Source organism: Aliinostoc sp. HNIBRCY26 (assembly GCF_050235535.1).
GTDB lineage: Bacteria > Cyanobacteriota > Cyanobacteriia > Cyanobacteriales > Nostocaceae > Trichormus.
On record NZ_CP189852.1, the window covers coordinates 4,780,292 to 4,794,180 of the forward strand.

At 42.1% G+C, this 13,889-nt stretch carries 9 protein-coding genes and 1 pseudogene; 5 read left to right on the forward strand and 5 right to left on the reverse strand.

Annotated elements, in window-relative coordinates; genetic code table 11:
• Positions 1-13 precede the first annotated feature (13 nt).
• The 4 genes from ACQFX9_RS20260 to ACQFX9_RS20275 all read left to right on the forward strand — a co-directional run bounded on the left by ACQFX9_RS20260 (position 14) and on the right by ACQFX9_RS20275 (position 3,942).
• Positions 14-739 (forward strand): type 1 glutamine amidotransferase domain-containing protein, encoded by a 726-nt coding sequence (locus ACQFX9_RS20260; RefSeq protein ID WP_427158017.1) that lies wholly within the window; start codon positions 14-16, stop codon positions 737-739.
• Entirely contained in the window at positions 736-1,371 is a 636-nt protein-coding gene (locus tag ACQFX9_RS20265) for an NADPH-dependent F420 reductase (RefSeq protein ID WP_427158019.1), read from the forward strand. The genes ACQFX9_RS20260 and ACQFX9_RS20265 overlap by 4 nt, the downstream gene beginning before the upstream one ends.
• 123 nt (positions 1,372-1,494) lie before the next feature.
• The gene (locus tag ACQFX9_RS20270; RefSeq protein WP_427158021.1) at positions 1,495-2,094 is read left to right on the forward strand and encodes a DJ-1/PfpI family protein; all 600 of its coding nucleotides are present in this window, start codon (positions 1,495-1,497) and stop codon (positions 2,092-2,094) included.
• Between the two features lie 507 nt (positions 2,095-2,601).
• Positions 2,602-3,942, forward strand: coding sequence for a PrsW family glutamic-type intramembrane protease (locus tag ACQFX9_RS20275; RefSeq protein ID WP_427158023.1), 1,341 nt, complete (start codon positions 2,602-2,604; stop codon positions 3,940-3,942).
• A gap of 463 nt (positions 3,943-4,405) precedes the next feature.
• Here ACQFX9_RS20275 and ACQFX9_RS20280 read toward each other — a convergent pair whose 3' ends face one another.
• The 3 genes and pseudogenes from ACQFX9_RS20280 to ACQFX9_RS20290 form a co-directional block, all read right to left on the reverse strand.
• Positions 4,406-5,047, reverse strand: coding sequence for a hypothetical protein (locus ACQFX9_RS20280; RefSeq protein WP_427158025.1), 642 nt, complete (start codon positions 5,045-5,047; stop codon positions 4,406-4,408).
• Positions 5,048-5,266: 219 nt separating this feature from the next.
• The gene (locus tag ACQFX9_RS20285) at positions 5,267-6,859 is read right to left on the reverse strand and encodes a CHAT domain-containing protein (protein WP_427158026.1); all 1,593 of its coding nucleotides are present in this window, start codon (positions 6,857-6,859) and stop codon (positions 5,267-5,269) included.
• A 688-nt stretch (positions 6,860-7,547) separates the two neighbouring features.
• A pseudogene (locus ACQFX9_RS20290) lies at positions 7,548-8,582 on the reverse strand (protein kinase domain-containing protein); the annotation flags it as partial.
• A gap of 120 nt (positions 8,583-8,702) precedes the next feature.
• Here ACQFX9_RS20290 and ACQFX9_RS20295 point away from each other — a divergent pair.
• Positions 8,703-9,167 (forward strand): DUF4351 domain-containing protein, encoded by a 465-nt coding sequence (locus ACQFX9_RS20295; RefSeq protein ID WP_427158027.1) that lies wholly within the window; start codon positions 8,703-8,705, stop codon positions 9,165-9,167.
• A 100-nt stretch (positions 9,168-9,267) separates the two neighbouring features.
• Here ACQFX9_RS20295 and ACQFX9_RS20300 read toward each other — a convergent pair whose 3' ends face one another.
• Together ACQFX9_RS20300 and ACQFX9_RS20305 are read right to left on the reverse strand one after the other, a co-directional pair.
• Complete coding sequence (locus ACQFX9_RS20300; RefSeq protein ID WP_427158029.1) at positions 9,268-11,484, reverse strand: PP2C family serine/threonine-protein phosphatase; 2,217 nt, start codon at positions 11,482-11,484, stop codon at positions 9,268-9,270.
• Positions 11,485-12,885: 1,401 nt separating this feature from the next.
• Entirely contained in the window at positions 12,886-13,236 is a 351-nt protein-coding gene (locus tag ACQFX9_RS20305; protein ID WP_236144375.1) for an NAD(P)H-quinone oxidoreductase subunit M, read from the reverse strand.
• Positions 13,237-13,889: the final 653 nt, after the last annotated feature.

The window sequence follows — 13,889 nt, forward strand, 5'->3', positions numbered from 1 at the left end:
GACAACGATTTCCATGAGCAAGCGGATTTTAATGATTGTGGCTAACCCTGCCATATCAACCACTTTGGGTGTGCCTGTCGGGTTTTGGGCATCAGAATTGATACATCCTTACGATGTATTTACAAAAGCTGGCTTGCAGGTAGTAATTGCTAGTCCCCAAGGGGGCAAAGTGGAATTTGATAGTTTCAGTGATCCTCGTGATGCTTCTGGTTATTCTCAAAGTGACACATTGTCACTGGAGTATATTCAGCAACCCCATTTCATGGAATTACTAGAAAATACGCCTGCGATCGCTAGTCTCAATCATGATGATTTCGACGCAATTGTGGTGTGTGGTGGGCAATCTCCCATGTTTACTTTTCGTCAAAACACCACTTTAGTCGAGCTATTCCTCAAATTTTACGCAGCAGATAAGCCCAGTGCCGCCTTATGTCATGGCACTTGTTTATTATTAGAAACTCAGTTAACCAATGGCTCATCTCTAATTCAAGGCAAAACAATCACGGGGTTTGCTAATAGCGAAGAAGATTATGCGGATCATGTCGTTGGGCAAAAAGTCATGCCATTCCGCATTGAAGACGAAGCCAAAAAATTAGGTGCTAACTTTGTCACCAAAGCAGCTTTTGCACCTCATGCTGTCAGAGATGGACATCTGATTACTGGACAACAACAGAACTCTGGGACAGAAACGGCCAAATTCGTCTTAGATGCGTTGGGGATTACAGGAGTTTCATCATGAAGATTGCATTTATCGGTATTGGACAAGTGGGTTCTACATTAGCAGGTCAATTAGTGGCATTAGACCACACTGTAACTATTGCTGCACGCAACCCTAACTCAAATAGTGTCAAAACGGCTTTAGCGAAATATCCCGCACTACAAGTTGCTTCTCCCCAAGAGGCGATCGCTCCATCTGAGGTGATTTTTCTCGCTACCCCATTTGCTGCTAATCAAACAGCTTTAGCAGAAGTTGGTAATTTATCAGGCAAAATTCTGATTGATTGCACTAATCCTGTAGGAGCAAATCTGACTCATGGACTCAAAAGCGAACAATCCGGTAGTGAACTTGTTCAAAGTTTTGTCCCTGATGCCAAAGTAGTCAAAGCTTTTACGATTTATGGCTTTGAGAACTTTGAAAATAATACCTATCCTGGTTATGGCAACCTCAAACCTGCTATGTTAATTGCTGGTAATGACACAACTGCCAAGCAAGTTGTCTCTAATCTATGTCAACAACTAGGTTGGGAGGCTATTGATGTGGGCAATCTGTCTATGAGTCTGCATCTAGAACACATGACTCTGCTGTGGATTCAGATGGCTAGGGTTCAAGGACGGGGAGCTAATTTTGTCTGGGCGATGCTCAAGAGGTAAGACAACTGTTGCCTAAATACTTTGGTTTCGCTCGCCCAAAAGATTAATTAGAAGCTTACTCATAGCCACCTCCTGATGTATTAAATACTGAAATTTGACACATTCAGCAAGGATATCAATAATATGGCTGCAAAGAAAATTTTGATGCTAGTGGGTGACTATGTGGAAGACTACGAAGTTATGGTTCCCTTCCAAGCTTTGCAAATGGTAGGACATACGGTTGATGCAGTTTGTCCAGACAAGCAAGCAGGCGATAAAGTACGCACAGCCGTCCACGATTTTGAGGGTGATCAGACTTACAGCGAAAAACCAGGACACAATTTCACCCTCAACGCCACCTTTGCAGAAATTCAAGCCGAAGACTACGATGCTTTAGTTATTCCTGGTGGACGCGCACCAGAATATATTCGCTTAAACCCAAGAGTCTTAGAAATCACTCGTCACTTTGCCCAAACCAATAAACCAATTGCCGCTATTTGTCACGGCTTACAATTATTAGCTGCGGCGGATGTCCTGCGTGGTAAGAACTGCACAGCCTACCCAGCCTGCGCCCCTGACGTACAGAGTGCTGGCGGTAACTATGTACAGATTGCCGTAGATGCAGCCATAGTTGATGGTAACTTAGTCACCGCACCAGCTTGGCCAGCTCATCCCCAGTGGTTAGCAGAATTTCTTAAGGTTCTGGGAACTAAAATTCAACATCCAGAAGTAGCTAAAGTTTAATTAAAACAATTATCTGGGAATTACTCATTGAGAGAAAATTCTCAGGGTGAGTGAAGCAAAAATAATATCTTTAATAGGGGTTGAAAATTCTTCAACCCTTAAATTTTTATCTATGTTTTCTTGAGGCTTGAAAAAACAAATTAAACTTGTAAAATTGCCTCTGGTGCCAATTTACAAACAATAGATTGTCGTAAATAACACTAGAAATTAGTTCATATCTGTACATATTAAGAATCTCAGGTTTGTCAAAAGCCAGAAGACAGATAATCTCATTGGGACATCTTATCAACAATGTACAAAAGATACTTTTTGCAGTTTAAATCCTTGCCACAATTGAATGAAATCATGGGTGGGACGAATTTTAAATTTTGAGTGAGCTAATTTTGAATTTATTTGCATAGAGTAAAGCTATAGTGTACTTAGCAATTCTGCTTTTCGTGTGGCTGAGGTTAAGTCCTACTGCCAAGGTATTTTGTGGATTAGTTTGGAAAGACACTCTCTAACTCGATGACAGGCAAAAACGCAAGACATCACGCTTTTCTGCGGCTAGTGTCTGGTAATGGCGAAGCATTTGAAACCGAATCTCGCTACTCACTTACCAGTCAAGAAGCAGTAATTGGACGAGACCCCAGCTGCCAAGTTGTCTTGGATGCCATGATGTACCGAATGGTATCTCGTCGCCATGCTGTGGTGCGCCCAGTTGCTGCCGCAGAAAACAGCAAATTTAGCTGGGTACTTTGTGATTTGAACAGTGCTAATGGCACTTATCTCAATGGACAACGTTTATACGGTTGTCAAGAACTACACGCAGGCGATCGCATTGCCTTGGGTGCTGATGGGCCACAATTCCTATTTGAGTACGCAGTTGCACCCCAACCTACAGTAATTACTAACCAAGTTGCACCACTACCATCAGCTAAAAACCCCACGCAATCCAAGCCTGATGCTGTCAGCTTTACCCAACTGTTCCCCATTATTTCTACGGGTAAAGACTTAACTCGTAAGGCTTATTTAATACCAGGAATCTTGACGGTTATCTTTGTGGTGTTGATGTTTGCCACAGTCGGTCAACCACAAGCAAATCAGGTAATTGTTGCTACTTATATAGCCCTAGCAGCTTACTACTTTATCTACCAACTGTGTGGTAAACCTAAACCTTGGTGGATGCTAGTAGGTGCAGCTTTATCTACAGTGATCATTCTCCTCAGTCCCATATTAAATTTATTTATTTTCTTCTTTCGGGAACTGCTTCCTGGGAACGTACCCCCCATTGATCAACCCATTAATAGCCTAACGGAATTATTTGTCAGGTACTTTTTTGGTGCTGGGTTGATGGAAGAACTACTCAAAGCTTTGCCAATTTTAGGAGCATATCTGACAGCCTTAGCACTCCCTTCTCCTTGGCGGGAAAAAATTGGAGTCTGGGAACCTTTAGACGGTATTCTGTTGGGAACTGCTTCTGCTGTTGGTTTCACTTTGGTAGAAACTTTAGGTCAATATGTCCCAGCCGCCTCTTTACAAGCTGGTTCAGAAGTAGGTTTACAGGTGCTGATTGCCAGAATTCTCGGTTTACCAGCCGGACATATGGCTTACAGTGGTTATTTAGGATATTTTATTGGGTTAGCTGCGCTCAAACCCCGCCATGCTACACAAATCCTGGCTGTTGGTTACTTCAGTGCGTCTGCACTCCATGCTTTTTGGAATACCGCCGGACATAGTAATAATTTGTTCTTAGTGGTGGTGGGTGTTCTATCCTATGCTTTTTTGATGGCCGCCATTCTCAAAGCTAGAGCATTATCACCAACGCGATCGCAAAATTTTGCTACCCGTTTTCTAGGGCCGAAATAATCTCAGAAGCTAGAGTTATGGGATGCCAATTTGCTTGTTAAATGTATGACTTGAAAGAGGGAATAGGGAACAGAAAACTGTACTGATTTTTGTTCCAAAATCAAATGTGAATTTTATTGTATTTGGAGACTCGTAGCAAATTTGGGATTTGAAATGTAGAATGGCGATGCTAAGGCTGGCTTTATATCTCAGGATAGATGTAGGGATGGGAGAATTTATTTATGGTTAGCCTACTGCGGCATAATTTTGTGCGAAACCAATGATAATTAGTTAAAAGACCCAGCCATGTCGCTCAATAACTCAACAACCCTCAAATTCTGACTTGTAATCTTTGTTTGTCAGCCGGACTCTACCAATCCAGGGTCAGAATTGGGGATAAGGAAACAAGATTTGCGATATATCATCTGTGATAGTTGTGTTAATGCCCTAAAAAACCAGTAAGAAAAGACAATCAAGACATCAATCAATCTTCAGTGTCAGATGCGTTGAGTTGTGTAAGAGCATAATAAGCGATCGCCATCCCCATTTTTGCCTGTTCTATTTCTGATAATGCTGCCCAATCTTCTACAGGCTTAACCACAGAACTCGTGTTTTGTGACTCATGACTACGCATCGCATAGGCATAGGGACGGGCTAAAATTAACAGATCATCTGCTTCCCATGTAGGTAGCACAGCTTGAACACATTCAACTAGTTGTTCGCCTAAAGTTTGTTGAGACGCAACAATTTCTGTAGCTTTAGTAGCGATCGCACTCAGCCAGTTTTGTGGTATTCCCGCCGCAAACACCTTCTGTAAATTTTCTTGAAGACTGTTAACAGCCGCCGCAATTGTATTACAATTGTAGTATGACGAATTTTCCACCTGTGACCACAGGTTATCTAATTGCTGATAAAAATTTTGCGCTCTGCTAGTAAGTTCTTCTTCTAGCATATCTTGCCGTGCAAATTGTTCTTCTAATTCAATAAAATACGCTTCAGATTCATTATCTAAGGGATTCCACGGATAAGTAGCATCTTCTGGTTCTAATAAAGTGGCTAATAATTCCAATTCAACTTGAGATACTACAGAAGAGTGATTATCTGAACCTTTAATTTGATGAGTCATTGATTGTCTCCAAAACAATTTATTTAGGGATATTGACTGCTACACCGGTTCAATGCAATTTTCCGCAAAAAGAATTTTGTGAGTAATGAGTAATAAGTGGTGAGTGCTGTTAGCGGTAGCGCGGCGTTTAGCCGGTGCTGAGTAATGAGTAATAAGTGGTGAGTAAGAGAAATAGTTTTTATCCCCAATCCCCAGTCCCCAATCCCCAATCCCCATAACTCAAGAAGACACCTTAGAATCTTCAATAATAAACTCCCAAGTTTCTCCTCTTGAGCTACCAAACTTTAATTGCATTCCTGATTTTAAGGGTACTTCCTCTCGGAGTATTTGTTGCCAACCATTAGCCCCTAAATACCAAGTTGTGCCGTAGGTGGAAAAATCTTGTAAGTAGTATGATCTGACTTGGGTTGTACCGTTAAAAGTATTACGGCAGAGAATTTCGGCGTGTCTTCTAGACATTGAGGGTTCAGGAATGACAATATCATTGTCTTTGGTGCGGCCAATGCGGGTGACACCGATTCTCAGTGACCAACTGCGACCACCAGGGGAGAGCGATCGCAAACAAGCCATAGGTACTGACTCATCTATATGAGGAATGACGGTATCAGGTAATTCTGTTATCCCCTCATCCACGCTTTTAATCAGCTCCCCGTCAAAGTCTGGGTGTAGATATAGAACAGGCAAAGTCCAAGCAGGTTGATTGTATTTATACAGTGTTAACAGTTCTTGCCTTGCTTCTGCCACAGCTTCGTCGATGGGTTTTCGTGACCTTAAAGCTTTGGCAAATACTTGGATAAAACTGTGACTTTCCCGATCAGCAATTTCATCACGCATTCCTAAAACCGCCGGTACACCGTGACGAATCAAAACTTCTGCTAAACTGCTAGCGGGGATAGCTTGATGATTGATGGCGGCGGGTTGCGCTCCCCAGCAGGCATTGAGAACTGCTAATTTGATGGCACTGCGGGTTAACACTTGGGCTAATTCTATGCCGTTGAGGGTCATACCAGGACGCAAAAATAACATTCCACCATCGGGATTTGGTAAACCATGCCCTGCGTAGAAAAAGACGTTGTATGCTTTAGTTTCTAATTCTTGAATTAATTCTTGGGGAGTGGGTTGCAGTAAGGTTTTGACTGTGCAAGGGGCGTATCTTTGACCGTAACTACCCACTTGTCCACCACTCAACAGAGTTTGTTCTAAGATAGCTGCTTCGGTTTGCAGCTGTAGGTTTTGATCATGACCAAGAACCAAGAGAACTTTCAAGGCTTGATCAGTACGTAAAGTTGGTAGGTGTTCAACTTCGCTGGTGGTGCGGCTAAAGAGCAAATCAGGGGAAAGGGACATGGCTGGCTGTCCTGGCTCTCGCTGCATAATTTCCCAAGGGAGGGCAATTAAATCGGGGTCACGGATTTCCAAACGAAATTGCAGACGTTTATTTTGACCCATAGCCATGCCACGACTACGCTCTAGACTGCCGAGAATTGAACCTTCAAACACCCATCGCCATAGGTTAATACCTAAGTATTGCATCAAACGACTGCCGTAACCTGTATTTTGTCCACTGGCGGGTGTAACTAAGTTGATGGGCAGTTGATTGACTGAGCGTTGGTTAGAGCTTGTAGAAATATTGATACCACTATGGCCAGCAAACATTTGCTGCCATTCTTGCCAAACTTGAGTGAGTTCAGCCGGCCATACACAGTCACGCAAAACGTAGCCACTGGGATAGGGAGCTTTAACCACCCAAATGGCGAAAGTATCATTGCCAGTATTGATGAGACGGGCGATCGCCAAGTTCAGGGATGGCATGGATTCGTCAAACTAAATAGGTAAACACAGATAATTTCCACTAAAAATTTTCTCACGGGAAAATTTTTATCTTATAAATTGTAAGTGTATTTATTATCTGTATTATTTCAGGTTTTTACCAGTTTACCGATTATTTGTTTGTCTGGCACTAGAATCACTTGCCTTTATCCCTAGAGTGGCAAGATTGCCAAAAGTGTAGATTGGGCTGATGCCGAAAAACCAGAGCTACTGATTGAGATTATCAGGGGATATTGGGCGGAGGGGGTAAATTATCTGAGATGGGGGATTCGCAGGGATTATCAGAATTAGCTTGTAACACTTCTAGTGTCCCTTCCTTCTCCAATCCTTGCAATTTTGAGTATTCGAGTTTGATTGGTGCTGCAAATAATTTTGCTACTTCTGGGGGTAATGTTGTAACTGGACACACTCGCAAAGAAACGCTGTCATTTTGTCTATAATCAACTTTTAAGTAGACGTTAGGCTGGATGGACACATTATTTGCTAAAGGAATTGTCTTGTTGGTTCTAATTACCCATCCAGGAGCGAGATTATCAAGCGATCGCCTCTGGGGTATTTCTGGTTGTTCTGTCGTTGCTGGTAAATTGGTGACTGGAAAGGGATTGCTGACAAATCTGTTACGAATTGAGCCTGTCACCCAAAATGTGACTGCACCAATCGTGATCGACAACAATAACGGGACTATCACATTTATTGGAAGTTTGCTACCACTGGGACTGGTTACAAATGTTTTAGTGGGAGATGGGGAAGATGTAGTAGAAGCAAGAGGCTTTGGAGGAAGAGGTTTTGAAGGTAATGGTGGAGGCGGTGCGACTTTGCGAGTCAAATCTTCAATGACTTCATCTGCTGATTGATAACGCTCCACCATTTCTTTTTTCAACAGCTTGTCAAGAATCTTAGCCAATTGACTACTGATAGGATTTTTTAAATGTTCTTCCCAAGATGTCACCCAGCCAAAACCATGATCTATCCACAAGTGAAACGGGGAAACACCTGTTAGTAAATGAAAGCAAGTAGCCCCCAAACTGAACAAATCACTTGCAGGGTAAGCTTCACCACCTTTGATTTGTTCAACTGGACTATATCCATTTGATCCTATTGTTGTCCCCATTTGTGTATGCACTGTTGCAGTTAACTGCTTAGATGCTCCAAAATCAATCAGGACTAAACGATTGTCGCTTTTACGACGGATAATATTTTGCGGTTTGATATCCCGATGTATCACTTTGCGCTCATGGAGAATTTTCAACACAGGTAGTAAATCCAATAAGATTTCTCGAATCTCTTTTTCGCTATAGATTCCTCGCGTTTCTAATTCCTTGAGCAGATTTTGTCCGTCAATAAACTGCTGCACCAAATACATATTGTGATCTTGCTCAAAGTAAGCAAAAAGAGTTGGGATTTGCGGATGTTCGCCCAACTCTTGCAGTCTTTTGGCTTCTTCTCTGAATAACTCCACTGCTTTTTGTAATGCCCAAGTACCCTGGACTTTCGGTGCAAACTGCTTCACGACGCACGATTCATCCAGCTTATGCACATCTTCTGCCATATAAGTCCTACCAAATCCGCCTTCACTAGAGAGGAGATTGGTAACCTTATATCGACCCCCAAGCAGTTTAATTAACGGTACACTGCAACTCTGGCAAAAAACATTACCATCAGGATTTAGAGGATTGGGGCAATCAGGATTGAGGCAGCAGAGCATAGCCTGACCAGCATCACTAAGTAGGATTATGTAGATATCGTAGCCGAAATTTCACTGAGCCTACTTGTCAATTGTTTAATTTTTAGATGAAGCACCAATGAATGTATCCTGTGCTTACCCATGTACCTCATCTTACTGCAAAACACTGTAGCGATCGCCATCCAAAAGCGCGAGATAATCACAACAGTCTATGAGATTATCCACAATCATCAATGTCCTTCGATAACCTGTTTGACACTCCCCCGTTTAGAAAACGGGGGATTCTTTCATCAAAGGGAGTCCAACGACTTGATTCGACAAATATTTCGGGAGGATATGATGCGCGAGTCAGTGATTTATCAAGAAATTTTTGCTGAAGGAGAACAACGGGGAGAACAACGGGGAGAACAACGAGGAAGACTAGCAGAAGGGCGATCGCTCATTCTCCGACTTCTCACTCGCCGTGTGGGACAATTATCTTTAACATTATTAGGACGAGTGGAGACTCTCGGTTTAGAAGATTTGGAAAATCTGGGGGAAGCTTTGTTAGATTTTCAGAGCATCACAGATTTAGAAGCTTGGTTGAATAGATTAAGAGTTGAGTAGGGTGCGTCAGTAGGTAAAAAAACTTAACTACACCCAGAAATTATTCACACTGACACACCCTACTGGCGTGGCAAGCCTCCAATGTTGCAAAAAACTCAAGCTACTGATTGAGATTCCCAGGGGTATTGGGCGCAGGGGGTAAATCATCCGATATGGGGAATTCGCAGGGATTATCAGAATTGGCTTGTAAGACTTCTATTGTCCCTTGCTTCTCCAATCCTTGCAATTTTGAGTATTCAAGTTTGATTGGTGCTGCAAATAATTTTGCTACTTCTGGGGGTAGTGTTTTAACTGGACACCGTCGCAAAGAAACGCTGTCATTTTGTCTATTATCAACTTTTAAGTAGACGTTAGGCTGGAGGCTCGTATCCTTTTCTAAAGGAATTGTTTTGTTGATTTTAATTACCCATCCTGGAGCGAGATTATCAAGCGATCGCCTCTGGGGTGTTTCTGGTTGTTCTGTAGTTGCTGGTAAATTGGTAGCTGGAATAGGATTTGAGGGATTGCTGAACAATCTGTCGCGCATTGAGGAAGTAATCCAGAATGTCAAGAAACCCAATAATAACGGCACGATAATCGTTAAGGGTAAATTGCTGATTTTCGTGGGTGCTTTTTTTCGCAGGACTTTTGTGGGTTGTCCCAGGTTAGTGGCTGGTGGTGTGGCTGGGGCAGGTCTGACTACCGCAGCAGCCGTTGGTATGGCGGTACTATCAGGTATGACTGCTTGAATCTTGACAGATGGTTCAGTGTATTTAACTTGATAGTGGACTAAGGCAATGGTGACGTTATCATGACCATTTTTAGTGTTAGCAAGTTCTATTAAACGATTGGCAACATCGGTTAAATTCTTGCCGCCATTGAGAATTGGCAGGATTTCTTTTTCCCAGTATTCTTCTACCCTGTCAAAATCACTCAAGCCGTCGGAGGTCAGCAAAAATACTGTATCTTCGTCGCAAATAAATCTTTGGGCTGTGGGATGTAAGGAACTACTAGGACTCATCCCCAAGGCCTGGACAAGAGAACCTGCACCACTTTGCTGTACTGCTTCCCGATAAATAGCGTAGCCTAATCTGACTTCCCGTGAGGCGACATCATCATCTAGGGTGACTTGATAACAACCTTGGGGTGTAATCCAGTAAGCCCGACTATCACCCACATGGGTAATATACATTTCGTGACCCAGGGGTAAGGCCATGACCAAGGTTGTTCCCATGCGTTTTCTACCTTGGCGATGTTCACTATCATTGCGCTGGCTGATTTTGTCGTTGGCGATCGCTACTGCTTTTTCTAAATCGGCTAGCACTATTGCGGGATCTACATGATCAGCAGGTAGTCTGGTTAATTCCTGCACTTGCTGCTGAATGGTATCGATGGCTAAATTAGAGGCGACATTACCACCTTCGTGTCCTCCAATGCCATCGCAAACAATGGCTAAGGCTGTATGAGGTGGTTTATTAACGATTGTGCCACTAGATGGATAACAAGCATCTTCATTTCTTTCTCGTCTGGGGCCAGTATCGGTTTTGGTGATGATGTGGATACTGGAGTTTTGAGTTTGTCCTAAGTCTCGTAATCCTTGGTCTAGAACGGCAATTAGCAATTCTGGTGTGTTGATTTCCCCAGCGATTAATAAGTTGCTGATTTGCTCTACAAATTCCGCGATCGCTGGTTTGGCAGTTTTCCCTAATTGCTGCCAAAATTCACCTAATTGGACTAATTCTGGCGGTTGGGTTGGATCAAAGCGCAATTCTAATAACTTAATTAATGAGCCTTCCACCCGTAATAAATGGGTATCAAGCAGGCTAGAGACTACACCTTCACTCTTTAAAGGTTGCCATAGCTGGGCTATTTGCCATAACCAATTCAGTTGACGCATGGATGTGGCATTTTGCCAAGCATCTGTAAATTTACTACACAAACTGATGTTTGGTTCTGCACCATCAACTACCAATGGCGGTTTTTCCAGCAACAACAACTCACTAGGACTGTAGCCTGGTGGGAGGTGAACTACACCGTAAATTTGCGGAATATTTAAACGATAGGGAATTAACCTCAGATAAGGTCGAATCGCTTGGATGTTTTCTAAGTCTGGTACTTGTGGCGGTAAACCAGGATGGGTATCTAAAACAACGGAAGGATTAATGATTAAATAGCGATCGGCTAATAAGTCTCCCGGAGAACCTACACCTGAAACGTCTCCAACCACCCACAAATAACGTTGAGGTAAGGGTGTGGAGCATTGCTGGCAAAACTTATTAGTCAGGGGGTTATCAGCCTGACAAATTGGACAGTGGAGCGTTGCCGCATCATTTTCCATAGTGTTCGCACCGATCAGCGATTGGCAATTTGTTCAACAATCTAAACCGCTCATTTCTCTTGAATTGGACGTATCCAACTAGGAATGATGATTTTAGCTAGTAGCTACTAACCCAAGTTACTCAATTACGGAAGACATGGTTTTGAGGTTTGGTAATTGCTAGTCGGTAATTAGGAAAATTGATTTACCGAATTACCCGTTACCTATCACCAAGCATCACCCTTTAACTGACGCAACTTAAGTTACTAGAAAATAGTAATACTTAATTTACAACCTATGCCAAGATTAGACTTTTTTGTCAACCATACGGCCTCATCATAGCTTCTATTTTTCCATGACTCTCGATTACAGGACTTGCCTACAAAAGACTTTTCGCTAGTAGAGGGTGTAAAAGGTTAAGGGCAGGGGGTAAAAGCGTTTGGAATCCTCCTCAACTCCTATCCCTTGATTTTCCTGATTCCTGTATCAGTTCTAGGCCAATAAAGCAACTTAATCTACTCCATAAGTTCAGCATAACCACTATAATGTGCTATTTTGAGTAGTAGGCTGTTACTTTGTAACTAGCTATGACCGCAAAAAACAGGCATTCTCTATAGTTGAGGCTTGGCTATCTGGGGATAAACTTTCATTGAGAATCTCAGATTACTCAACGAAACCCAGGATATTCACACCCTGAGTCAAATTGTCCTGTAACTGTAACTTGGTATATCTTATCATCCGTAATCTGGCGAAATCATCTCTTAGTGATGTAATTACAATCATTTTGGTTGAGTTTTACCACCCAGAAAATCTGATCAAGTATTAAGTGCAACCGAATAACTAAACTTTTTACAAAATTTAACTTCTTAATGTTAAGAATTGCTTAGGAAAAGTAGTTAAGCAACCTCAAAATTACAGCCCATGCTTTCTGTTGAGACGAAATGAGAGTCAGTCGTCTCGCATGGTAGAAGTATTATTGCGATTTTATGAGCAAATTTTTGTATCGGAATCTACTATCAGAATTTAACTTAGTGGACTCCCATGAATCAATTCAAAATTCAAAATTCAAAATTCAAAATTTAAAGACAGCCACCCACAAGGGGGAGTGGCGTGGGCGGGTTTTCCGACTTGAGAGAACTGTTGGGGTTTGTACCTACCTTCTCTACGAGTGCCGCAGGCTAGGGAAACAAGGATTTTTGGACGCAAGTCCGGTTTAAAACCTAACTTGTTCCTATAAAATAAATTATTCATTTTACCTAGCTGATATTTTCTGTATCTCCCCTGCCCCCTTGCCTAAAAAGGGATGGGGAATTGGGAAGGCAGTGCTGGGTGCGGTTTGACCGATTGATAGCAACTGCCGAAGCCTATGCGCCAAGAATGCGCTGTTATTGTTTTCTATTCCCTATTCTCGAAAAATCAAGGCTAATCAACAGCCACTTGGGGAAGACCCATACTGTAGTTAGTTACTCGTGCAGAGAGATTGTAGCTGATTTCCCCTGATTGCAGGAGCGATCGCAAATAATGTTCTAAATCAGAACCAACACGACGTAAGTTGTAATCTGTCAAGTCTTCACCGCTAGAGGCTTCCACCAGTTCATCAAATTTACGATAAACCTTTTGCAAAGCATCTTCATTCCAGTTGAACTCGTTGTCTGGGTCAACATCCAATGTTAAGACTTGATTACTGGGAATCATTTCGCCTGCCCGGTCAATTTCTGCTGCGAAAATGCGTATGTGCCGGGTTGTAGACTTAAGCAGCGTTGGGTTGTCCATAGATGAAGATGTAGGATTTTAGGTTGATTATACTGAAATCATTGTAGACGCTAGACCTGCGACAAATAAAGGGACTGGGGATTGGGGATTGGGGACTGGGAAGGTAAAAGGCAAAAGGTGAAATCTAAAAGAGAAGATCATTGTTACTTTCATGTGATGCCCAATCCCTAATCCCCAATCTCTAATCCCCAATCCCCGTTCCACACTTATAAAAAGTGAAGAAATTCAGGTTAATGTAGCTGGTAGTCTATGCTATTGTTGAAAACCAAGATTTTACTCTTGATAAAAATGTTTATTTTGCTTTCCTGAATTTTATGCTGAAAAAAACGTACATCAAGTAATTTTACGTAGCCACGATAAAAATCTCTCTAGCTCTAATTAAATCTCTAAAAACTAGCGAATTTACTTACGTGTAAACACGAAAAGTTCAGTAAAAACTCAGACTGTTATTGACTTAAAAATAAAGTTGATGTAAAAAGCTTTAAAAAGCTAGAACAACTTCTTACAGAAACTTTATTGTATAGAATCTCAAAAACTGAATAATAGTTATGGCTTGCTAGAAAAGCATCGGCAACTGATAGATGGCAAGATAAACCCTGAAAGTCTGTCTAAAAACACACAGGAGAGTGCAATGGAATATAAATGCTATGAAG